Here is a 22,808-nt window from a genome sequence, read left to right on the forward strand (position 1 = left end):
ATGGGCGACTACTTGCCGCTTAAAGGCCAAATCATGGATACTACGACGGCCCCTTCTTTTTAATTGATTCATTGGTTTACATTTTTGGGTGTAAACCTATTTTAGGATGTGACCTGCCCCCAGGTTACTCCCAGTCTCCGGCATAGTAACCCCCACCATACTCCCAGTATACTCCCAGGATGGTACGTGGGGAGTGTATGTTTTAGCCATTTTCAGGGGTAAGGTACATTTGGGACAGTCCCGGTTTCCGGGAGTTTGGTACCGGTACCTGCAACTGCCGGTTTCAGGACTGTAACCCCCGCCCGTAAAATTTTTTTCCGGCAGGGTACCCTCCATGCCTTTCTTTTCGTCTTATACGGGAAAACACGTTATCCGCGGCCCACACGCGGCAAGCATACTGATACGCATGGAAAACAAGGCATTTTATCAACGGCTGGTACGCAGGTACATGGAAAACAAGGCTTCTGATGAGGAGCTGGAAGTTTTTTTTCACCTGCTGGAAAGAGGTTTGCTGGACGAGCCTATCACCGCCTATATGAATGCAAGGGCGGGGGAAGAACAGCCCGGAGGGGAAAGCGAAGCTCCCGTCCGCCGCATCTCCCCGCGAAAGCTTTGGTGGGCCGCCGCCACACTGGCGGGCGGGCTGCTGGCAGCAGGCGCCGTTTATTTCATGCAAGGCGGCAAAGCCCCGCAGCCGCTGGTACAACAAAACATAACGCCCCGGCAGGATATTGCGCCCGGCGGGGACCATGCCGTGCTCACGCTGGCAGACGGCTCCACCATTACGCTAGACAGTGCGGGCAACGGCTCCCTTTCCACCCAGGGCGGCACCACCATTTACAAACACGCGGGCGGCAGGCTTGCCTACCAGGCCGGCGGGGCACCGGAAACCGTTCAGTACAACACGCTCAGCACGCCACGCGGCGGCAAGTACCAGGTGCTGCTGCCGGACGGCACCTCCGTGGTGCTGAACGCGGCCTCTTCGCTTCGTTTTCCTACCGCTTTCAGCGGCAGCAGCCGGGAAGTGGAGCTGAACGGCGAAGCCTATTTTGAAGTGGCGAAAAACGCCGCCGCGCCTTTCCGCGTAAAAGTACAGGCGGCCGGCGGCCCGGGCAGAACAATAGATGTACTGGGCACCAGCTTCAATGTAATGGCCTATCAGGATGAGCCGGTGATGAGGACCACGCTGGTGAGCGGCGCGGTAAAGGTAACGGCGGAAGGCGCCCCGGCGTTGCTGCAGCCGGGCCAGCAGGCTGTTATCAGCAACACGCAGTCCGGCGGCATCAAGGTGGAAAAGGCCGCGCTGGATGAAGCGCTGGCATGGACGCATAACGAGTTCTATTTTTCAAATACCAACATCTACAGCATAATGCGGCAAATATCCCGCTGGTACAACGTAGACGTGAGCTATGAGGATTCCCTGCACGTGTTCCTCAACGGTAACATCCGCAAGAACGTGCCCGCATCACAGGTGTTCAAAATGCTGGAGCTGACGGGAGAAGTGCAGTTCAGCACGGTGAACGGGCAGGTGACGGTGCGCGCGGCAAAGCGGTAAAAGATTATTCAACCAAAAAAATCTGCCACGTATGAAAAAATGATCCATTCCACGCACAAAAAAGGCCAGGAACATCGGAAGTGTTCCCGGCCGGTCAGGCGCTAAAAAAATTCCGGGCGGAATTTCTCATTCACACCTAAACATTTTAAAAGTATGCAAATTTATGCACGCTGCAAAGTCTTATGCATAAGCAGTCCTTACCTTTCCAAAACCTTACGGTGTATGCGATTAACAACCATCCTCCTGTTCACCTTCCTGATGGAAAGCAGTGCAGAAGGTTTCTCGCAGCAAACCATCACGCTGTCTAAAAAAGATGCGGCCATTCAGCAGGTGTTCCGTGACATCCGGCGGCAAACAGGGTATGATTTTCTCTACAGCAGCCAGGTGCTGGCCAACGCGCTGCCGGTTACCGTTTCGCTCCGCAACGCTTCATTACAGGAGGCCATGCAGGCGGTGCTGAAAGGGCAGCCCATGGTCTACAATATTGTAGACAGAACGGTGGTGATCAAACTGAAAGAACGGGCGCCCGCGCCGGCGGCAGATACCACGCAGCCCCTGCAGGTAAGCGGGCAGGTGAAAGACGATAAGGGCGAGCTGCTGCCCGGCGTTACCATACAGGTAAAAGGCACCGCCACCGGCAAGGCTACAGATAAAGACGGGCGCTTCACTATTGCCGTGCCCGGCAAAGACGCCGTGCTGCAATTCTCCTATATCGGCTTCAGCCCGCAGGAGCAGCCGGTAGGGGAGAACACTGCGTTCAACATTACGCTGCGGCCCTCACTGGAAGGGCTCAACGAAGTAGTGGTGGTAGGCTATGGCACAGTGGCCAAAAAAGACCTCACGGGTTCTCTCACACAGGTGAAATCAAAAGAAGTGAACGCGGTACCGGCGGGCAACGTGCTGCTGGCGCTCAGCGGCCGCGCGGCCGGGGTGCAGGTCATGCAGAACAACGGCGCGCCGGGCGGGCCGGTGAGCATCCGCATCAGGGGCACCAACTCCATCAAGGGCAGCAACGAGCCGCTGTACGTGGTAGACGGTTTCCCGGTAAACGGCACCAACCCTACCATGATCAACAATATGGACATTGAGACCATAGACATTCTCAAAGATGCCTCCGCCACCGCCATTTACGGCTCCCGCGGCGCCAACGGCGTGGTGCTCATCACCACCAAACGCGGCAAGGCGGGCAGAACGAAAGTAGACTTCGAAACCAGCTACGGCATACAGCAATTGCGGAAGAAGCTGGACCTCATGAACGCAAAGGAATACGCCACGTTTTACAACGAACAGGCAAAGAACGATAACCAGCAACCTTATTTCACCCAGCAGCAGATAGACGGCTTCGGGGAAGGGTATGACTGGCAAGACCTGGTGTTCACCACCGCGCCCATGAAGCTGGCCAGCCTCAATGTGAGCGGCGGCAACGAGCGCACGCAATTCTCCATGTCTGGCAGCGTATTTGACCAGGCGGGCATTGTGAAGGGCAGCAACTACAAGCGTTATTCCCTGCGGGCCAATGTTAACCACGAGATCAGCAAGAAGTTCACGTTCAATCTCACCAGCACGCTCACCCGGCTGGAAACAGACCGCAAAGACCACGAAGGCGGCAGCCGCGGCAATTCCATGATCTCCGCCGCCATTTCCGCGCCGCCCACCTTAACGCCGTACAATGATGACGGCAGCTACCGCGTGCTCTCCGGCGCCTATCCCTTCGTAGCCACAGACCTCATCAACCCGCTCAATTTCCTGAACGAACGGAGCCGTACCACCAAAGCCAATGTGATATTGGCCAACGCCTCCCTCAGCTACCAGGTACTGCCGGGCCTCACGCTGAAAATTGCCGGTGGTATCGAGAACCGGGACGACCGTACGGACGAGTACGTCACCTCCAACTACATCAATTCCACCGGCTCCAGCAGCGTAAGTACCGGCCAGTTCACCAGCCTGCTGAGCGAAAACACCATCAGCTACAACAAAACCTTTGGCCGCCACAGCCTGGCGGCGGTAACCGGCTTTACTTTCCAGGACTTCCAGACCACCTTCCTCAGCGGCGGCGGCACGGGTTACCTGAGTGATGCGCCGGGCACGGGAAACATAGGCTCCGCAGATGCGCCCGGCGTTCCCAGCACGGGGTACGCCAAATCTGCGCTGGCTTCTTTCCTGGCCAGGGTGAACTATAGTTATGACGATAAATACCTGGCCACCATCAGCTTCCGGCAAGACGGGTCTTCCAAATATTCTGAAGGCAACAAATGGGGCGGCTTTCCCTCCGCGGCGCTGGCATGGCGTATTTCCAACGAAGATTTTATGAAAGGCAACGGCGTGGTGTCTGACCTGAAGCTGCGCGCCAGCTGGGGCGTTACGGGCAGCCAGGCCATTGACCCCTATGCCACGCTCAACCGGCTGTTCTCCAACAAAACCGTGTTTGACGACAAGCTGTTCACCACCTACGCAGCGGGCAACGTGCTGCCCGGCAACCTGCGCTGGGAAACCACGGAGCAGAAAGACATAGGCCTGGATGTTGGCCTGCTGCAAAACAAAATAACAGTAACGGCCGATTATTACGTGAAACATACCCGCAACCTGCTCAACACCGTGATACTGCCGTCTTCCATGGGTTTTGGCAGCACGCTGCGCAACGTGGGAGAGATCAAAAACCAGGGTTTTGAGCTGGGCGTGGACGCGCATATTTTCACCGGCGCCTTCCAGTGGGACCTGGGCGGCAACATTTCCTTCAACCGCAACAAGGTGGTAACCTTGTATGGCGGGGAAGACATCATGGGCGGCGGCGTGGGCGCCATCATCATTAACGACAACAGCAACATTCTGCGCGAAGGCCAGCCCCTGGGCCGCTTCTGGGGTTATGTGGAAGACGGGTATGACGACAAGGGGCGCATCAAATACATAGACACAGACAAAGACGGCGCTATCACCGCCAGGGACAAAACCTACATCGGAGATCCCAATCCTGATTTCATTTACGGCCTCAATTCCAACATGTCTTACAAAAACTTTTCACTGAACATATTTGTGCAGGGCTCCCAGGGCAATGACATCTTCAACATCAGTGCCATCGGCAATACCATAGACTACGGTTTTGGCCTCAACATGCCGCGGGATGTATACAACAACCACTGGACGCCGCAGCACACCAACGCAAAATACCCGCTCATCAGCGTGAACGCCAATGTGAAAACATCCAACCGCTTTGTGGAAGACGGTTCTTACCTGCGGGTGAAAAACGTGGAGCTGGCCTACCTGCTGCCGGTACAGAAAGCCGGCATCAACTGGCTGCAGAGCCTGCAGATATTTGCCAGCGGGCAGAACCTGCTCACGTTCACCCAATACTCCTGGTGGGACCCTGAGGTGAATGCCCGCGGGGGAGAGAACTCTACGTCCCAGGGCTATGACGCCTACGGCTATCCCATCTCGCGTTCTTATACATTCGGCATCAGGGCCGGTTTTTAACATTACTGGACGAAAAAAGAGGTATCATGAAAAACAACATTCTTGCAATATTGCTGAAAGCCGCCATGCCGCTGCTGTTGCTGGCCTGCAAGCACGAGCTGACGGAAAGCCCGCAATCATTGATGGCGGAAACTTTTTATAACACGAAGGCGGAAGTAGAATCTGCCGTGTTCGCTATTTACCTGCCGCTGCGGCCCAATACCATGCCCAACTATTACGCCACGCTGGAGTGCCAGTCTGACTACGGCTATGGCCGCGGCAGCTGGGCGCAGATGAACGAGTACCAGGGCTTCAACGATGTCAATACCAACCGCATCAACCCCTTCTGGGCAGATTTTTACGTGAGCATCCGGAACGCCAACTTTGTGATCAGGAACACGCCCAACGGCAATGCCATCAGTGAAGCGGAGAAAGCCATGTACATCGGTGAAGCCCGCTTCCTGCGGGCCTTCGATTATTTTCATCTGGTGCGCAACTGGGGCGGCGTGCCGCTGCGCACGGAAGAGAACCTGGATGTAACAGACATTCCGCGCAGCAGCAAGGAAGACGTGTACGCGCTCATCCTGGCAGACCTGGCGTATGCGGAAACCAACCTGCCCGATGTGGCCGCCCAATCAGGCCGCCCTTCCAAATGGACGGCTAAAACCCTGCTGGCAGACGTATACCTGGAGCTGGGGCGTTTTGCCGAAGCGAGAGACAAGGCAGACGAAGCCATCAAATCAGGCAAATACGCGCTGGTGCCGGTCAGCAGCACGGCAGACTACCAGAAGATTTACGGCCCGGAAGTGATCACCACCAAAGAAGAGATCTTTTATTTCAAATACAGCCGGCAGGTAGAGCAGGGCAACTACATGCTCTGGATCACCAATCACCCCAGCACCGGGCTGTTCAAGGCCGGCGGCGCCTATGCCATTTACAGCGAAACCACCAACCCCGTATATGCCGGCTGGAACAACGCAGACTTCCGCAAAGGCATGTGGACGAAGATCAATATCGGCCTGGGGCCTAATTCCCTGGTGAGCAGCAAGTACCAGGACCCGCAGGCCATCAGCCAGCGCGGCGCCGGAACAGACCTGCCGGTATACCGCTATTCAGAGCTGCTGCTCATGTACGCGGAAGCCGCCTGCCGCGCGGGTAACGCGCCCACGGCGGAAGCTATGGAAGCGCTCAACAAGGTACATCGCCGCGCGTACGGTTATAACCCGGAAGCGCCTTCTGCGGTAGACTTCAAGCTGGCTGATTACGATGCCCAAAGTTTTGTTGACCTGGTGATGAAGGAGCGGGGCTACGAGTTCCAGTTTGAAGGGAAAAGATGGTTGGAGCTGAAGCGCAGCGGCCGCGCCAAAGAGATCATCAAGGCGGTGAAGAACATCACGGTGGCAGACAAGAACATGCTCTGGCCCATTCCGCTGTCTGAAATGAATTACAACAAGGCGCTTGACCCGGCCAAAGATCAGAACCCCGGCTATTGAGGCATTCATTCACGTTTAAAAAAAGATCATGGAACATAAAAAAGGAAAAGACCAACAGCCCGCAGGCTCCCTGCAACACCGCCGCGCCTTCATCCGCTCTTCGGCACTGGCCGCGGCTTTTATTCCGCAGCTGTTTTCGGCAGGCACGGCCGGCGCGGCAGATTTTATACTGGACGTAACCGGCCCCCGGCAGGAATTTGACGTAGTGGTATACGGCGCCACGCCCGCAGGCATAGCGGCCGCCGTGGCCGCAGGGCGGGAGGGGAAACGCACCGTGCTGGTAGAGCCGCTGCTCATAGCGGGTGGCATGATGAGCGGGGGCCTCAGCTTCAGTGACTCCAACCAGATGGCGCGCGAAGCGCTGCGCGGCATTTTTGAAGAGTTTCACCTGCGCGTGGAAAAACATTATAAAGACAAAGGCGTACAGCTGCCCTATGAAGTGGGCGTAAAAGATAACCGCCCGTGGACGTACGAGCCGCATGTGGCGGAAAACATCTTCCTGGCCATGCTGCAGGAAGCAGGCGTAACCCTGGTGCTGGGAGAAACCTTGCAGCGCGTGCGCAAAAAAGGGAAAGCATTGCAATGGCTGCGTACCGCCTCCGGCAAAACCTTTGCCGGCAAGGTGTTCATTGATACTACCTATGAAGGAGACCTGATGGCTGCCGCGGGCGTGCAATTCCGCGTGGGGCGCGAGGGCAGGAGCGAGTTCAATGAAGCTTTGGCCGGCGCGGCTTATCCAAAAAAGCCGGTGAAGCTGGATGTGTACGATTCGCAGGGCAAACCGCTGCCATACATTTCCGCTACCAAAAGGCCGCCCGAAGGCGAGGGAGATGATCTCATCATGACCTACTCCTTCCGCTTCTGCTTTTCTACGGACCCCGCCAACCAGGTGCCCTTCACCAAACCGGACAACTACGATCCCGCCGAGTATGAGCTGGTACGCCGTTTCCTCAAGGCCTACCCGGAAACGGAAAGGCTCATTGATCTGTACCAGTTACCTGGCAACAAGTTTGACGGCAACAACGGCATCGGCCTGCAGCTGTCTATAGGCCTGGTAGGTCTCAACGCGGAGTATCCCAACGGCTCCGCCAGCCGCCGCAAAGCTATCTGGGACGCACACACGGAGTACTGCAAGGGGCTGTTCTATTTCCTCTGTACGGACCCGGCCGTGCCGGAACATATCAGGAGCAAAATGAAAGGGCTGGGGTATGCCAAAGACGAGTTCGCCAAATTCGGCCACTTCCCGCCGGTGCTGTACGTGCGCGAAGGGCGGCGCATGGAAGGGGCGTATTTCCTGACGGAGAAAGACATCTTGCATGATGTGGAGAAACCTGATTCCATCGGCATCGGCTCCTTCCCCGTAGATTCTCATGATTGCCAGCGCATAGCCACGGAAGACGGCTTCATCAACGAAGGCACTATTTTCCCCAAACGCCTGGGCAACCGGAAAATAGGCCGCCCTTACCAGATGCCCTACAGGGCCATTACGCCCAAAGCGGAGCAGTGTACCAACCTGCTGGTGCCGGTGTGCCTCTCTTCCTCCCACGTAGCGTTTTCTTCCGTAAGGGTAGAGCCGGCCTGGATAGTATTGGGGCAAAGCGCCGGCGTTGCGGCGGCAGCCGCCATTGATGAAGGTGCTGCCGTGCAGCAGGTAGATTATAAAAAGCTGGCGGCCCGGCTGGAGAAAAGCGGGCAGCAACTGAATATTCCTGTAGTAGACTAGTGGCAGGATGCTATGGTACGGAGGGCTGGTCTGCGATCAGCCCTCTTTCTTTTCTTCCCCGTCCCGCTCCACGGTAATGGTACATTCCCCCACAAAAGCCGCCACGGCGCCTACCGCGGCCAGCACCGGCGCCAGCAGGGCGCCCACTACGCCAATGGTGAGGGGAAAGCTCATGAATTCCTTGCCCTCCTTGTCGTGAATAGTGATCTTGCGAACGTTGCCTTCCGCAATCAGTTCCTTTACTTTTTTCAGCAGGTTTTCACCATGCAGGGTAAATGTTTCTTTGAAGCTCATGGTAAATGGATGTTATGATGATGAACGGTTGAGGTACATGTTGAGTTTCATGCGCAGGCGGTCCAGCCGGTCTTTCGGAAAGTTCTTGTGCTCGTACGCCGCGTTTTTGCTGGTGATGCGCAGGAGTTTGTGGTTGCGCATATAGCTGTCTACCCGCTTTTCAAACAGCTCGCCGCCATAGGCGGGGTAGCGGGCGGAAAGGGGATGGGTCTCGTTGTAGATGCGCTGCCTGAAATCTGCTGTTCTGACCAGGTAACACTGGTCTGAAAAACCGTAGCCCAGGTAAAAGTTGCCGATGCTGTCAAAAGATTCCTCTTCGGCGTGCGTGAAACGGTAGTCCCACGTAGGGTTGGCCACCAGCACGTCTTTCCTCTCTTTGAAAATAGCCAGCGCTTCCGGTATCCAGTTGGCGTGAACGGGGCCGGGCATGGTATCGCTGGAGAAATGGAGCAGGTATTCCGTCTGGCACACATAAATGCCTACCAGCTCTGCAATGGAGTAATAATAGCCGCCGCGGAAAGACTGCGGGTCAATATCAAAAAACGTCAGTGCCTCGGCGGCATGCTCTTCCGCCACGTAGTAGGCGTCAATAACGCCTTCCCGCACTTTTTTATCTGCATGCCTTTTGACCCTCCTGGTGTTCCGTACGTTGTTGATGATCACCACCCGCCTGGTGAAATCCACTCCGCACCGCTCCGCCATCTGTTGCAGGCGGGGGCCTTTGAGCAGGAATTCCCAGTCGTTTTCATAGCATTTTGTTTCGAATGTGAGCATGGTGCGCTGTTTCTGGGTTAAAGGTAGGTTTTTTCAGCTTTACGCTTCCTTAACGCGCCCAAATTTGAGTATTTGAAACAAACTGTTATTTTCGGCTTTATTTTTCAACCAAAATATAAACTGAAGCATAGTTGACGGAGCACATGTCATACGGCGATGAGGAGCTGGTACTGAAGAGTATCAGGGGCGATGTGCAGGCTTTCGGGGACCTGTACGAGCTGCACCGGGACAAGGTGTTCGCTTTCAGCTATACCCTCACAAAAAGCCGCGACGTGGCGGAGGAAGTAGTGCAGGAAGTATTTACCCGCTTGTGGGAAAAACGGGAACAGATCAAGCCTGACCACTCCTTTGCGGCATATCTCCGGAAAATCACCTACCACGAAGTGCTTGCCTTTTTCAGGAAAGTTCAACGCAACCATGCATTAAAGGAACGCCTGTACGCCAATATGCAGGCCCTGGCGCATACCAGCCCTGACGAGCTGATAGGGAAGGAGCTTTCCCGCCTGTACCGGGAGGCGGTAGAGCAGCTTCCCGCGCAAAAAAAGCAGGTGTACCTGCTCAGCCGGGATGAGGGCATGAGTTATGATGAAATAGCCGGCAAGATGGGCCTCAGCAAAAACACCGTAAGAAACCATATGACCGGCGCCATCCGGCAGGTACGCCATTATGTGGCTACGCACGGAGACCTGGCTTGCCTGGTGCTGGCCATTTGCCTGCGCTGAATTTTTTTTATATCCTTATAGTACTTTTTCTTTTCACCGGCATATAAGTATAGAGATCACCACGTATGCACGTTCCTGAAGATCAATTGCGAGACATTTACCGGAAGTATGTCAACAATCAATGTACACCGGAAGAGCTGGCCCAGCTGGTAGCAGCGCTGGGAGAAGATCTGTCTCCTGCAGCGGAGGAGCAGGTAGCCCGGCTGATGGACGAAACCTGGGAGCAGTTGCAGACCACGCCCGGGCAGTATCCATTACCCGGAACGCCCGTTGTTCCCATGCGCCCTGCCGCCGTTCGCCGTTGGTGGAAGCCGGTGGCGGCCGCCGCGGTGTTACTGCTGGCAGCGGCCTTGTATTTTTTAAGACCCTCTCCATCACTGCCTGCGGGCCAGCCACTGGCAGAGGCCGCCATCGCTCCCGGTCAGCAAGGCGCTTTGCTCACGCTGGAAGACGGCAGAGTAGTAGCGCTGGATAGCGCCGGTAATGGCGTGATAGCGGTTCAGGGCAGCGCAGAGCTGGCTATAGACAGCGGAAAGCTCACCTATAACACCCGGCCCGGCGCGCAGGCAGCGCCCGCCATGAACGTGCTGCACACGCCGAGGGGGAGAACGTTCAGGGTGATATTGCCTGACGGTACCGCCGTTTGGCTGAATGCGGCCAGTACCCTGCGTTACCCGGTGGCGTTCACCGGTGAGGAACGGGCAGTGGAGTTAAGCGGTGAAGCCTATTTTGAGGTTGCGAAGGCGGAACGGCCCTTCAGGGTCAAAGCCGGCGCCCTGGCGGTAGATGTGCTGGGTACCCACTTTAATGTCAATTCTTATGCAGATGAAGAACGCGCGGTTGCCACCTTGATGGAAGGGCGCGTAAAGGTCAATAACAATTTGTTGACACCGGGGCAGCAGTTTGTGCAGGAAGGGGGCAAAGGGCGCGTGATACCCGCGGCAGACACGGAAGAGGCCATCTCCTGGAAGAACGGTTACTTCCGGTTCAAGGATGAAAATATTCAACGCGTAATGAGGAAGATAGAACGCTGGTACGATGTAGAGGTAGCGTTCCGCGGAGAAGTGACCCGCGAAGAATTCAGCGGTACCATTTCACGAGACCGCAGCATCACGGAAGTGCTGGAGCTGCTGGAGTCTACAAAAACCGTCCATTTTAAAACCGAAGGGCGGAAAATCATTGTTTCCCGGTAACATTCATTGTGCCCTTACCTGAAGAGAAACCAGGGAACCGGCTGGAACCGGCTCCCCGGGGAAGGTATGGCATTTTGTGTACCTGCATAACAGATATTGATCACTGCAAAGCGTCCGGCCATCTTGCAAATGAAGGACATGCTTTGCGCAAAGCCAAACGTGCCAAATGTACAGTTTTTACATTAGAAACCTGCCTGTGCCTATACGGTACGTGCAAAAAATCCTGCTGGTTATGAGGATAACAGCATTTCTTGTCTTTGTGGCGCTGATGCAGGCCTCCGCCGCATCATACGCGCAAAAGGTCACATTGTCTGAAAAGAACGTTCACCTGTCTGTACTGTTCGAAAAGATCCGGGACCAGACCGGTTTTGACATCCTGTATACCAGGGCCATGCTGGATGGTACGCAACCGGTATCGCTCTCTGTGAAAAATGCACCGCTGGAAGAAGTGCTGCGCCAGGCCTTCAGTAACCAGCCCTTGCAGTATGAGCTGCGGAACAGGGCGGTGGTAGTATCCCGCAGGCTGCCCGGAGAAACAGTGCGGGTGGCCGGTATTGACGTGCGCGGGCGGGTGCTGGGAGAAGAAAAAATACCACTGCCCGGCGCTTCCGTGAAAGTGGCGGAAACAGGGCAGGCCACCGTTACTGGAGAAAATGGCCGCTTTGAGCTGAGCGGCGTGGAAAGCTCCCATCACCTGCTCATTACCTTTATCGGTTACCAGCCCAAACGCATAGCAGCCTCTGCCGTGAAAGGGGACATACAATTGCAGCCGCTCTCCCAGGAGCTGCAGCAGGTAGTGGTAACGGCCATGGGCATCAAACAGGAAAGCCGTGCGTTGGGCACTGCCGTAACCGTGCTGGACGGTAAAACCATTCAGGACGCGCAGCGGGAAAACTTCATCAATGCATTACAGGGCCGCGTGGCCGGTATTGAAGTAGCCAATACTTCAGGGCTGCCGGGCTCTTCATCTTCCATTGTCATACGCGGCATCACTTCGCTCAGCGGCAACAACCAGCCGCTGTTCATTGTAGACGGGCTGCCGATAGACAATACCACCTTCGGGGCAGAAACGCTGGCCTCCAATTCTCCCGGCTCTTCTACCGGCATCTCTTCCAAGAACCTGGATTTCAGCAACAGGGCCGCAGATATCAACCCGGACGATATTGAAAGCATCACGGTGCTGAAAGGCCCGGAAGCCAGCGCGCTTTACGGAATTGATGCGGCCTCCGGCGCCATTGTGATCACCACCAAAAAAGGGAAGGCCGGCGCCGCGCGCATCAATTACCAGAACAGTTTTAAGGTGGCAAAGGCTACCCGCTACCCGGAGATACAGCAGGTATACGGGCAGGGCGTGGTGGGCGCCCCTAATGCCGCCAGCTTTATGTATTTAGGCCCCAAATATGCAGAAGGCGAAGTGCTGTACGATAACATCAAACCTTTTTTCCGGAACGCCTTCACACAAAAACATAACATCTCTTTTGAAGGGGGAACAGACCGTGCCACGTATCGCCTGTCTTCCAGCTACCTGGACGAAAGCGGCATCATTGGCGGGGCGGACCTTAAAAGGCTCACCGTTACCAGCGCTACGTCTGCAAAGATCAGCAGGCTGCTCACGGCGGATGTTACGCTCAGCTACATCAACCAGGTGAACAACCAGGTGTTCAAAGGCGCCAACGGCGCGCTGCTGGGCCTGCTCACCTGGCCCACTACGGACGACGCGCGGAACTACCTCAACCCTGACGGCTCCCGGCGGGCCGTAGGCAGTGACGCCAACCTGGCGGACGAACCGGAGAATCCTTATTTCCTCATTAATAAAAACAAGAACCAGAGCACCACCAACCGCGTAATGACCAACGCCGCGCTGACGCTTTCTCCCGTAAGCTGGTTTACCAGTAAAGGGCAGGTAGGGCTGGACGTGTATGCTACAGACATCAGCGTGCTCCGGCATCCTGAATCCAATTTCGGATATTCCAAAGGCGGCCTGATAGATAATGCCACGGTGACCAACAAGAACCTCAACATCCAATGGATCAATACTTTCAGGTATAACACCGGTAAATTTAAAACCTCCCTGTTACTGGGCGGGTCTATCAATGACAGCCGGTATGTAACGCATTCCGTAACGGCAGAAAATTTCCAGGTGCCTGATTTTTTCAACATCAACAATACCCAGCTGGGTACCAGCCGGCCTTCCACCATTTACCGCAACCGTTACCTGGCGGGCGTGTTCTCCAACCTCAATGTCAACTACGGCAACCTCCTGTACCTCACGCTCACCGGCCGCAATGACTGGACGTCTACGCTGGCGCCCGCCAACCGTTCTTTCCCTTCGTGGTCTGCGCAGCTGGCCTTCATTTATACAGAGCTGGAAGCGTTCAGGAACATTCCCTGGCTGTCTTTCGGCAAGCTGCGCGGTTCAGTGGGCAGCACGGGTAAAGATGCGCCGCCTTACAGCATCTACGCCGCCCTGGAAAACCAGGTGACAACAGGCGGCGGCTACGCCTACGGCTTTACCGGCCCCAGCCCCAACCTGAGAGCGGAGCGTACCCGTTCTTATGAAGCGGGCATGGAGATGAAGCTGTTCAGGAACAGGCTGGGCATAGACGTGGCCTATTACCGCAAAAATTCCCTTGACCAGATCATCAGCGATCTCCGCCTGAGCTACGCCACAGGCTCCGTGCTGCAGGTGCTCAATGGCGGCGATATCTGGAACAAAGGCGTGGAAATACAACTGGAAGGCACACCGGTGAAGTCGAAAAAATTCAGCTGGAACATACTGGCCAACTTCAACGCCGCAAGAAGCCGCCTGGTACGCCTCCCGCAGGAGTTGCCGGAATTTTACGTGTCAACCACCCGCCTCGGCAGCTTCAACGTGAGGAATGGCGCGGTGCCGGGAGAATCTGTTACCTCCTTCACGGGTAAAGCGTACCTGCGCAACAACAGGGGAGATATTCTCATCAACCCCGCTACCGGCCTGCCCCTGCGCGAAGCCACAGATTTCAAAAAAATAGGAGACCGCAATCCGGACTTCACCGCCGGCCTTACCAATACCTTCCGGTACGGGAACCTGTCTTTGTCTTTCCTGCTGGATATGCGTAAAGGAGGAGACATATTCAACGGCACGGAGCTTTACCTGGTGAACCGTGGCCTGAGCATGCGCACGCTCAACCGCGAAGAGCCGGTGGTATTCAAAGGCGTGCTGAAAGACGGGCTGGAGAATACAGACCATCCCACCGTCAACACCCGGCAAATTGTTCCCTATTTCAACGTAGACTATTACAGCATTACGGCAGGCACCGCCAATGAAGAAGATTTTATTGAAAGGGACATTAACTGGATCAGGATGAAAGACGTAACGCTCAGCTATGAGCTGGGTAAAAGCATTATCAGGAAGGCGCGCGTTATCAGAACGGCCAGCGTATTCTTCACGGCAACAGATCTTTTTCTCATCACCAATTACTCCGGCCTTGACCCTGTAGTGAACGGCAACAATGCCTCCATTGGGGGCAGCGGCTCCGTAGGGTTCGACTTCGGGAATTTCGCTTTCCCCGTTGGGCTGAATTTCGGTATCAGGTTAGGACTGTAAAACAGAAAAACATGAAAAATTATTTGATCCTTTCTTTTATAGCGGTGCTTGTACTGGCCGCCGGGTGCAAAAAGCAACTGGAAGCCAACAGGAACCCCAATTACCCGGTAGAGATAGCCCCGTACCTGTATATGCCGCCCATTATTTCCAATATGGCGCTGGGTGTGCAGTTTGATGCAAGAGTAGTAGGCAAGCTCACGCAGAACTGGTCTTCCACTGCAGCCAACGATGTTTGGGAGCGACATGGCTATGCCCCCGGCAGCGATGGCGGCGGCGATATCTGGAAGGCCGTGTACTTCCTGCTGGGCAACAACCTGGGAGATATGATCCGCATTGCCGAAGAAGAGCAGCGGTGGGATATTGCCGGCGCCGGCAAAGTGATCAGGGCATGGGGCTGGCAAATGGCCACGGACTATCACGGAGAGATCGTTCTCAAAGAAGCATTCAACGCCAACCAGAAGGTATTTGCATATGACAGCCAGGAAGCGGTGTACGCGGAAGTGATGCGGCTCTGTGAAGAAGGCATTGCGCTCCTGCAGCGGACAGACGGCAGTGTGTCTCAAACTTACATGGCCAAGGGAGATATGCTGTACCAGGGGGACCGTTCCAAATGGATAAAGTTTGCCTACGGGCTGATGGCGCTGAACAGGCTGCATCTTTCCAATAAAGCCGGCTATGATGCGGCCAAAGTGGTGGAGTATATTGACAAATCTTTTACCTCCAATGCAGATGACGCACTGGTGCCTTTCACCGGCAGCAATACGGCAGATGGCAATTACTTTGGCCCGCGCCGCGCTATCATCACGGCTTTCCGGCAATCGGAATACCTGGTGAGCCTGATGAACGGAACGGTCATCACCGGTGTGGCAGACCCGCGTATGAGCCGCATGCTGGTACCTTCCCCTGACGGCACGTATAACGGCGTTCCCACAGGGCGCGGCCAGGGCGCTATAGCCGTGGCCGCCAAAAGACCGGTAACGGTATGGAATACCGCTGGTGCGCCGCCTGTCAATACTGTAGGGCGGTTCTTGTTTCATGACAATGCAAAGTTCCCGCTGATGACCTATGCGCAGCTGCAATTCGCAAAGGCGGAAGCCGCGCTGTCATCAGACCCCGCGGCCTCGCTGCGGGCGTATAAGAACGGCGTGCTGGCACATATGGAATTTGTAGACAAGGCCAATGCAGACATCCAGGCGCCCGGCGTAACACCCATCAGCCAGGCGGAAAAAGACACCTATATGGCTAGTGCGGCCATACCTGCCACGCCGGGAGAACTGACCGTTAGCCGCATATTGTTGCAGAAGTTCATTGCCCAGTATGGCTGGGGCTTCCTGGAAGCCTGGTGTGACATCAGGCGGTATCACTACGACCCTGACATGCTCAACGGGTTTACGCCGCTTGACAGAACAAAGCTGTACCCTGACAATAACGGCGCTTACGGCCAGCGCTACCGCCCGCGATACAACTCGGAGTACATCTGGAACGTAGAAGCGCTGGACAAAATAGGCGGCCTGAACCCGGACTACCATACATATGAAATGTGGTTTTCCAAACCTTAACCATTCAAACCGGTCAGACAATGAAAAAAGATCAAATCATCCGCTGGTGCATATATACCTGTTGCTGCCTGCTGGCAGCTTGTGCAAAAGACGGTCTCATAGACCGCACGGCGCCAGCCGGCAAAACAAGGCTCATGTTCATCCACGCGGTGCCGGAAGCCATTCAGTTCAACTTCTTCAGCGGCAATACCAAACTTACCGCCGCTATTCCCAACGCGTCTACGGAACAGCAGCAGGGCATGGGCTACAATACCGCCAACCAGCCTTCTTATTTCGGTTACCTCGGTATTGCGGGCGGGGCCATGCCCATCAGCGCCATATTGCCGCAGGATTACGGCGTAGGGGAGAAAGATACGCTGTATGCAGGCGCCAGCGTGCTGGACACCAGCTTTATACCGGAAGAAAATAACAGCTATACCATTGCCGCCTTTGGTACGGCAAAATCAGTAACCAGCCTGATACTGAAAGACAGCCTTATAGCGGCAGACAGCTGCGGCGGCATCCGCTTCATCAACCTGATGCCCGGCACGGTGGTGGTAGATCTTCAAATGACTTATACACCTCCCAACGGCGATGCTCCCGTTACCTCCCTCTTTGCGGAAAAGATCGCCTACGGCGGCGCAACAGGGTTTAAGGCGCTGAAGCCCGGCAATTATGTGTTTCAACGGAAAAGAACAGGTACGCAAACCAATGTGGGCAGCGCGCTTTCCATTACCCGCCTCAAAGCGGGGCAAAACTTTACGCTTTGCGCAAGAGGCACCCTGGCGGCCATGCTGCAGGTGCCGCATGAATAACCTTTTAAACCGTATCATATGGCAATTCATCATCGTTTTCTCACAGGCAGTGGTGTATGTATGATGGCAATAGCGCTGCTTTCCTGTTCAAAAAAAGAAAAGCAGGCCCCGGCAATGGCGGCACCCGCTACGTTGTCCGTAACCGCCTCTTCCTCAGCGGGGGCGCAAACCGTACAGGTAATGACGTACAACATACTGCGGGGCAAGAACCGGGACGGGGTAGACAAACTGGCCGAAATATCTTCACTCATTGAAACCTCGGGCGCGGACGTGGTGGCTTTGCAGGAAGTAGACAAAAATACCGTGTCTTCCGGCAATACGGACCAGATGGCATGGCTGGCGGCCAACACGCCGGGGTATCCCTATTATACTTTTGCCAGCCATTTCAACTACGACGGCGGGCAGTACGGGCTTGGCATCCTTTCCAAATACCCTTTGTCAGACATCCGGAATAACCGGATCACCCACCGCGAAGCCGGCGAGCCCAACACTACGCTTGCCATGCTGACAGCGCGGGTGGCGCTGGGCAGCGGGCGGTCTGTTGCACTGGCCTGTGTTCACTACTCCGGAGACAACAAGCTGGAACAGGCGGAAGAAACCCTGAACTATCTGCGGTATTATAACAACACGCCTGTTTTTGTAGCGGGAGACCTTAATTCCATCCCGGGCTCGGCGCCCGTGAACCTGCTGCTGGGCCAATTCGATGATACCGAAAACCGGTATGGCAACACTATCATGGACTATTATACATTCCCTGCGCATAACGTGCCTGACAGTACCTACCGCAAAAAACTGGACTATGTGCTGGCCAGCAAGCCGCATGTATCCGCCATACTTTCCCGCACAATTATCCGCGTACCGAATGTTACGAGAGATCATTATCCCTTCCTGGCCGCGGTGGAGATAAAAGGGAATTTCTTCACGGCAGGCAACCTGCTGGTGGAGCGTTATGGCAACGGGTCTGCCCTGAGCGCGGTTACCACGCAGGTATTCATAGATGAGTATACGCCATCGGGTACGCTGGTAAACACTGTTGCGGTGCCCGTTACTTCTTCCTCAACCGGTGGCGTGGTGTTTAACAGGAGGCTTACCGGCATTGGCACTTCCACCCACGAGGGGCTGATGACCCGTTCCCGCAACGGGCAGTCTGTTTCCTTGATGGGGTACGACCTGGCGGCCGGCGTTACGCCGCCTTCACCTATTGCTTACCGTGTGGTAGGCTTGCTGACGGCAGACGGCGTGCTCAATACCATGACGGCCACCAACACCAACTCCGGCAGCACTCGCTGTGTTACCAGTGTAGATGGCAGCGCGTTCTGGTCAGTGGGTTCAGGCGGCAACATACGCTACATGCCCATGGGCCTGAACGGCGCCGGCGGTACAGACCTTGGCGGCCCTTCCGGTTCCAGGAGCGTTTTCCTGTATGACAACAACGAGCGGCTCTATTTATCTACCACCATTGCCGGAGGCCCGCGTATTGCCCGGGTAGGCGCCGGCAGCACGTTGCCAACCAGCGGCACGCCCGTGCTGGGGCCCTTTCCGGGATACCCGGCTACCAGCACGGCGCCCAACCAGTTCGTGATGTTCGATACGGGTACCAACAACACGCCAGACGTTCTTTATGTAGCAGACGATGCCACCGGCGAAGTGCTGAAATATACCTACAGCTCCTCAGCGTGGGTGGCGCAGGGAGCGGTACCGGTGCCCGGCATCAAAAGCATCACCGGCAAAATAGCCTCCGGCACGGTTACCCTATACGTTACCACGGTGGGGGCCGCTTCCGCGCTGAAAACTATTACCAACGCCGCCGGGTCAACGCTGACGGGCGCTACCGTTACCAATGTAGTATCAGCCCCTGCCAATTGTGTATTTAAAAGTGTGGCTTACGCCCCTGTTTTCTAATTTTACCAGTATGAAAAAACAATTACTGCTGCTGTTTTGCCTGGCTGCGGCTGCGGCGCTGAACGCCCAAACGCTGAAAGTGATGAGCTATAACATCCATCACGGGGCAGACGCCACCGAAAAAGACCAGCTGGACAATATGGCCCGCTTCATCAAAGCCTCCGGGGCAGACCTGGTGGGCCTGCAGGAAGTAGACAGCGTGTGCCGCCGCTCCGGGCAGGTTGACCAGATGAAACGCCTGGCGGAGCTGACGGGCATGTATTACGCTTTTGTACGGCACCGTGCGTATGACGGCGGGGCGTATGGGCAAGGTATCCTTTCCCGTTATCCCGTGTCAGACGTCAGGAATGACCGTATCACTTTACTCACCGGCAAGAACGGCAGCACGGCGCTGTTGTCTGTGAAAGTAACGCTGCCGCGTAGCCGCTCCCTCAACTTCGCCTCCGCCCACTTTGCGCTGGACTCCGCCAGCAGGCTGGTACAGGCGGAAGAGACCATCAGATACCTTGGCAGCCGCGGCCTGCCCGTTATTCTCACAGGAGACCTCAACACGCTGCCTGAGAACCGGGACGTGCGTCTGCTGCACGAACAATTTGCAGAAACGGACCCGCAGGGGCTGCTTACCTTCCCGGTAAAAGTGCCGGTTAAAAAAATAGACTACGTACTGGTATCCCGCCAGCACCTGCGGAAAGTGAAAGACTACCGCGTATTCAATGATATTATCTATTCAGACCACCTGCCGGTAATGGCAACGGTACAGTTGCGGTAAGAAAAATACGGGTATAAAAAAAGAGGCTGCATCAGTTTGATGCAGCCTCTCGCTTTTAAACAATAAACAGTTGCAGTAATAGCAGGGTTTCCGTTCTTACTTGTTGTACTTGACAGATACATGCACCAGCCTGCAAGCCGTAGTAGCCCCCAACGTACCGCCGGAGGGGTTGGTAGACGTGCCCGCCGTTTTGTTGGCCACCCTTATTCTGATGTAGAGATTGGGCAGCCCGCTGGCGGCCTGCGGGAAGTTGAAGTTCACCACCTTGTAGCCCGGCACCTGTGTGAGCAGGGTGTTAGACCAGTTGGCCACGTCTTCAAAAGTAAAGGTGCCTACGCTGCTGAAAGTGGTATTGTCTGCAGACCATTCCACTACAAAGTTGCGCGGCCCGCCAATGTCTGTATTGCCTTCCAGCTGCAGGGAAATGGGCGTGCTGATGCCCGCGGTAGAAATGTTGATGCCCCAGTATTCGCCGCGGTTGGCGGTGGTGTTCCACCAGTTCTTGGAAGCCCAGCCGCCGTGGGTAACGGCGCCTTTCAGGGTGGTAGGGTCTTGCTGCAGGCCGTTGTAATCCGTAGTGGTGTAAATGCCTGTGCCGGTAAAGTCCATTTGCGTTTTGGCGCTCTGGAACAGGAGGCCCTGGCCTGCGTCTGGCGTGAGGGGATTTTGTGTTTCGGTAGGTGTAGCGGCAAATTCGTTCTTGAACCGGCTCCATTCCACCAGCACGTTGGAGAAGCCGTTGTTCCTTTCAGGTTGCAGGGCAATGTCTTCCCGCTTCAGGTGGCGGATGGCGTATTTGCCGATGTTGCCGCCGAAGCGCTCCATGGTCTCGCTCACCAGCACGCCGGCAATGGTGCCGGAGCCTTGCGGTACGGGCGTACCGTCACGGCGGTAGGGCACGTCCAGGTTGGTGAGCATGTACAGGCTGCTGCCCTGGATGTCACGGATGTGGGTGGGGTAGCAGTCCATACGGGCGGTATACCCTTCGTTGATGTTGGTGAAAGCGCCGGAGGGCACGGATATTTCCACGTCTTTCAGCTTCACGTAGGTGTACAGGTCGTTATCCGTCAGCTCGCTGATGTATTTTTCGCGGGGCTGCAGCGGGGCGCTGCGGCTTTCCTTGTGCATCACGCGGGTGGCTTCCAGGCCGCTGATCACGGTGCGGCCGGGGTTGTTGAGTTTGGCCAGCGTGGCGCCGCCGAGCCATATCTTCACATGGTCATTGAAGCTGAAAATATTATCGCCCGCGGTCTTCATTTTCAGGTAGAGGCCGGTGGTACCGTCCAGGCTCTGCACGTATACGGCAATGGCGTTCTCCGTTTTGTCTACCGTATGTTTATTGGTGGCGGTGTTGAGGTTTTTGGCAATGTTGGGATGCCCCTTGTCACTGATCACCACGCCTTCGAGGTAGATGTTTTCCGCAATGGCGCCGGCGGGCAACCCTTTGATGTACGCAAAATCTTTCAGCACGGCCCCGTCAAAGCTCATGCCGGGGTGTTGCCTGATCTTCACGGAATCACGCGTGGTGGCGCCCAGCGCGTCAAGATAGCTGAGGGTGAGCACGCCGGTGCGGGCAGCGGCGGTTTTATTGGTGTCTGCCTTTACGAAGAGGTAGCCGTTGCTGATGCTCACGTCTTTCAGCCAGCCGCTTTGCGCAGCGTCTTCATACCGGTAGTCTATGGTCATTTTCTCCAGCGGTACGTTGGTGGCAATTACGGTTTTGAGGGAGCCGCCGTTGGCGATGCTTTGCAGGGTAGTGTCTGCAATGGCCACCTGCGGCACCAGGCCGCGCTGCTGCAGGGAAATGGTGTCTGTTTTGCCGCCGGCGCGTACAATGAGCTTCACGGCGCGGGGCAGCTGCCCGTTGTTGTCCGTCACCTCCGCGCGCACGCTGCCTTTCCCGTTGCCGGCGGTTGATTGCAGCTGCATCCAGTCTGTTTCTTCCGCGGGCTCAATGCTCCACTTCCCGTCTGCGTACACAATGATCTGCGTAGTGTCTGCATTGGCGTTGAGGCGTACAATGCGGCTATCTATGGCCAGGTCTGTGCTGAACTTGTAGTCTTCCGTTTTGCGGCAGGCGGATGCCAGCAATGCTATCAACCCACAGGCCGCCAGGTATAAGAACGATTGTTTCATGCCGTTAGTTTTTTAATTCGAGTATGATGGGCTTGTGGTCTGAATGGGTAGCCGTAAAATCATCGTAGATGAAACGGCAGGTACCTATTTTTTTGGCCAGGTCGCTGCTCAGGTAGATATAGTCTATCCGGGAATTGGTGGCAATGGCGCTTTTACCGGTGCGGGCGGTCTCCCGCTTGTCCCAGGCGTGCCCCGCATCGGTGAAGCCGGCGGAGAGCATGTTTTGCTGTACCTGGAAGTCGATTTCCTTGCCGTTCACCAGGTTTTCCAGCACGGGCCTTTTGGCGGCGGCGGCCAGCGCTTTTTCCAGGTAGCCGCCCTGTGCCAGGCGCTCCTTGTCAAGCGGCGACACGGAGTTGAAATCTCCCATGATGAGCCAGTTCTTCCGGTCTTTCTGCAGCTCTATGTTTTTCAGCACCTGCGCAATTTCCGCCCTTCTCTTCCAGTACTTGTGCGGGTTGAGGTGGAGCACCACAAAATTGTACTGCTCTATGCGGGCCATGATGAAGCCGTGGGTCATGCTTTCGTTCACCTTGCGGATGTCTGCAATGGGAAACCTGGATGTAAGGCCGGTAGGGTAGCCGTTCTCCTTCACAATAACAGCGTAGGGATGGCCCCAGGAGAGGGCCAGCTCTTCCAGCGTTTTTTGCGTGAAGCCGTTGCATTCCTGCAGGGCCACCACGTCCGGGTTGAGCGCCTTCACCCATGCCACAAAATGTATCTTGCCTTTGGTAGTATCTTTTACCATGCCCTCCAGGATGTTGTAGCTCAACACCTTCAGGGAAGTTTGGGCCGCAGCGGGCTGCGCCAGGCAGCAGGCGGCCGCGATCAATAAAAAGCCGGTCAGTTTTTTCATGTGTT

At 55.7% G+C, this 22,808-nt stretch carries 15 protein-coding genes; 11 read left to right on the forward strand and 4 right to left on the reverse strand.

The window, feature by feature from the left end; all coding sequences use genetic code 11:
- The first annotated feature begins 406 nt into the window (after positions 1 to 406).
- The 4 genes from ABDW36_RS22145 to ABDW36_RS22160 all read left to right on the forward strand — a co-directional run bounded on the left by ABDW36_RS22145 (position 407) and on the right by ABDW36_RS22160 (position 8,218).
- The gene (locus ABDW36_RS22145; RefSeq protein ID WP_343704114.1) at positions 407 to 1,555 is read left to right on the forward strand and encodes a FecR domain-containing protein; all 1,149 of its coding nucleotides are present in this window, start codon (positions 407 to 409) and stop codon (positions 1,553 to 1,555) included.
- Between the two features lie 222 nt (positions 1,556 to 1,777).
- On the forward strand, positions 1,778 to 5,023 hold the full coding sequence (locus tag ABDW36_RS22150) for a TonB-dependent receptor (RefSeq protein WP_343704115.1): 3,246 nt from the start codon (positions 1,778 to 1,780) through the stop codon (positions 5,021 to 5,023).
- 26 nt (positions 5,024 to 5,049) lie between these two features.
- Complete coding sequence (locus tag ABDW36_RS22155; protein WP_343704116.1) at positions 5,050 to 6,495, forward strand: RagB/SusD family nutrient uptake outer membrane protein; 1,446 nt, start codon at positions 5,050 to 5,052, stop codon at positions 6,493 to 6,495.
- 28 nt (positions 6,496 to 6,523) lie between these two features.
- On the forward strand, positions 6,524 to 8,218 hold the full coding sequence (locus ABDW36_RS22160) for an FAD-dependent oxidoreductase (protein ID WP_343704117.1): 1,695 nt from the start codon (positions 6,524 to 6,526) through the stop codon (positions 8,216 to 8,218).
- Positions 8,219 to 8,254: 36 nt separating this feature from the next.
- Here the strand turns inward: ABDW36_RS22160 and ABDW36_RS22165 are convergent, their stop codons facing one another.
- Positions 8,255 to 8,512, reverse strand: coding sequence for a DUF4342 domain-containing protein (locus ABDW36_RS22165; RefSeq protein WP_343704118.1), 258 nt, complete (start codon positions 8,510 to 8,512; stop codon positions 8,255 to 8,257).
- 12 nt (positions 8,513 to 8,524) lie between these two features.
- On the reverse strand, positions 8,525 to 9,286 hold the full coding sequence (locus ABDW36_RS22170) for a hypothetical protein (RefSeq protein WP_343704119.1): 762 nt from the start codon (positions 9,284 to 9,286) through the stop codon (positions 8,525 to 8,527).
- Between the two features lie 131 nt (positions 9,287 to 9,417).
- Here ABDW36_RS22170 and ABDW36_RS22175 point away from each other — a divergent pair, with 131 nt between their 5' ends.
- From ABDW36_RS22175 to ABDW36_RS22205, 7 genes are all read left to right on the forward strand, one after another.
- Positions 9,418 to 10,008, forward strand: coding sequence for an RNA polymerase sigma-70 factor (locus tag ABDW36_RS22175; RefSeq protein ID WP_343704120.1), 591 nt, complete (start codon positions 9,418 to 9,420; stop codon positions 10,006 to 10,008).
- 65 nt (positions 10,009 to 10,073) lie between these two features.
- Positions 10,074 to 11,201, forward strand: coding sequence for a FecR domain-containing protein (locus tag ABDW36_RS22180; protein ID WP_343704121.1), 1,128 nt, complete (start codon positions 10,074 to 10,076; stop codon positions 11,199 to 11,201).
- Positions 11,202 to 11,433: 232 nt separating this feature from the next.
- Positions 11,434 to 14,787: a SusC/RagA family TonB-linked outer membrane protein gene (locus ABDW36_RS22185; protein ID WP_343704122.1), complete on the forward strand. Its 3,354-nt coding sequence runs from the start codon at positions 11,434 to 11,436 to the stop codon at positions 14,785 to 14,787.
- 11 nt (positions 14,788 to 14,798) lie between these two features.
- Positions 14,799 to 16,346 (forward strand): SusD/RagB family nutrient-binding outer membrane lipoprotein, encoded by a 1,548-nt coding sequence (locus ABDW36_RS22190; RefSeq protein WP_343704123.1) that lies wholly within the window; start codon positions 14,799 to 14,801, stop codon positions 16,344 to 16,346.
- Between the two features lie 20 nt (positions 16,347 to 16,366).
- Positions 16,367 to 17,140, forward strand: coding sequence for a hypothetical protein (locus tag ABDW36_RS22195; protein ID WP_343704124.1), 774 nt, complete (start codon positions 16,367 to 16,369; stop codon positions 17,138 to 17,140).
- Positions 17,141 to 17,158: 18 nt separating this feature from the next.
- Positions 17,159 to 19,042, forward strand: coding sequence for an endonuclease/exonuclease/phosphatase family protein (locus ABDW36_RS22200; protein ID WP_343704125.1), 1,884 nt, complete (start codon positions 17,159 to 17,161; stop codon positions 19,040 to 19,042).
- 10 nt (positions 19,043 to 19,052) lie between these two features.
- On the forward strand, positions 19,053 to 19,811 hold the full coding sequence (locus ABDW36_RS22205) for an endonuclease/exonuclease/phosphatase family protein (RefSeq protein WP_343704126.1): 759 nt from the start codon (positions 19,053 to 19,055) through the stop codon (positions 19,809 to 19,811).
- A 96-nt stretch (positions 19,812 to 19,907) separates the two neighbouring features.
- On the opposite strand, the gene ABDW36_RS22210 is transcribed toward ABDW36_RS22205, so the two are convergent.
- Positions 19,908 to 21,947 carry a DUF5689 domain-containing protein gene (locus ABDW36_RS22210; protein ID WP_343704127.1) on the reverse strand — a complete coding sequence of 680 codons (2,040 nt, stop codon included), beginning with the start codon at positions 21,945 to 21,947 and terminating at the stop codon, positions 19,908 to 19,910.
- A 4-nt stretch (positions 21,948 to 21,951) separates the two neighbouring features.
- On the reverse strand, positions 21,952 to 22,803 hold the full coding sequence (locus ABDW36_RS22215; RefSeq protein ID WP_343704128.1) for an endonuclease/exonuclease/phosphatase family protein: 852 nt from the start codon (positions 22,801 to 22,803) through the stop codon (positions 21,952 to 21,954).
- Between the last annotated feature and the right edge of the window lie 5 nt (positions 22,804 to 22,808).

The sequence above is a fragment of the Chitinophaga sp. genome (assembly GCF_039596455.1).
Taxonomy (GTDB): Bacteria; Bacteroidota; Bacteroidia; order Chitinophagales; family Chitinophagaceae; genus Chitinophaga.

Coding starts and splice junctions, on each gene's coding strand:
- ABDW36_RS22145 (WP_343704114.1), top strand. CDS start 407: ATGGAAAACAAGGCATTTTATCAACGGCTGGTACGCAGGTACATGGAA.
- ABDW36_RS22150 (WP_343704115.1), top strand. CDS start 1,778: ATGCGATTAACAACCATCCTCCTGTTCACCTTCCTGATGGAAAGCAGT.
- ABDW36_RS22155 (WP_343704116.1), top strand. CDS start 5,050: ATGAAAAACAACATTCTTGCAATATTGCTGAAAGCCGCCATGCCGCTG.
- ABDW36_RS22160 (WP_343704117.1), top strand. CDS start 6,524: ATGGAACATAAAAAAGGAAAAGACCAACAGCCCGCAGGCTCCCTGCAA.
- ABDW36_RS22165 (WP_343704118.1), bottom strand. CDS start 8,512: ATGAGCTTCAAAGAAACATTTACCCTGCATGGTGAAAACCTGCTGAAA.
- ABDW36_RS22170 (WP_343704119.1), bottom strand. CDS start 9,286: ATGCTCACATTCGAAACAAAATGCTATGAAAACGACTGGGAATTCCTG.
- ABDW36_RS22180 (WP_343704121.1), top strand. CDS start 10,074: ATGCACGTTCCTGAAGATCAATTGCGAGACATTTACCGGAAGTATGTC.
- ABDW36_RS22185 (WP_343704122.1), top strand. CDS start 11,434: ATGAGGATAACAGCATTTCTTGTCTTTGTGGCGCTGATGCAGGCCTCC.
- ABDW36_RS22190 (WP_343704123.1), top strand. CDS start 14,799: ATGAAAAATTATTTGATCCTTTCTTTTATAGCGGTGCTTGTACTGGCC.
- ABDW36_RS22195 (WP_343704124.1), top strand. CDS start 16,367: ATGAAAAAAGATCAAATCATCCGCTGGTGCATATATACCTGTTGCTGC.
- ABDW36_RS22200 (WP_343704125.1), top strand. CDS start 17,159: ATGGCAATTCATCATCGTTTTCTCACAGGCAGTGGTGTATGTATGATG.
- ABDW36_RS22205 (WP_343704126.1), top strand. CDS start 19,053: ATGAAAAAACAATTACTGCTGCTGTTTTGCCTGGCTGCGGCTGCGGCG.
- ABDW36_RS22210 (WP_343704127.1), bottom strand. CDS start 21,947: ATGAAACAATCGTTCTTATACCTGGCGGCCTGTGGGTTGATAGCATTG.
- ABDW36_RS22215 (WP_343704128.1), bottom strand. CDS start 22,803: ATGAAAAAACTGACCGGCTTTTTATTGATCGCGGCCGCCTGCTGCCTG.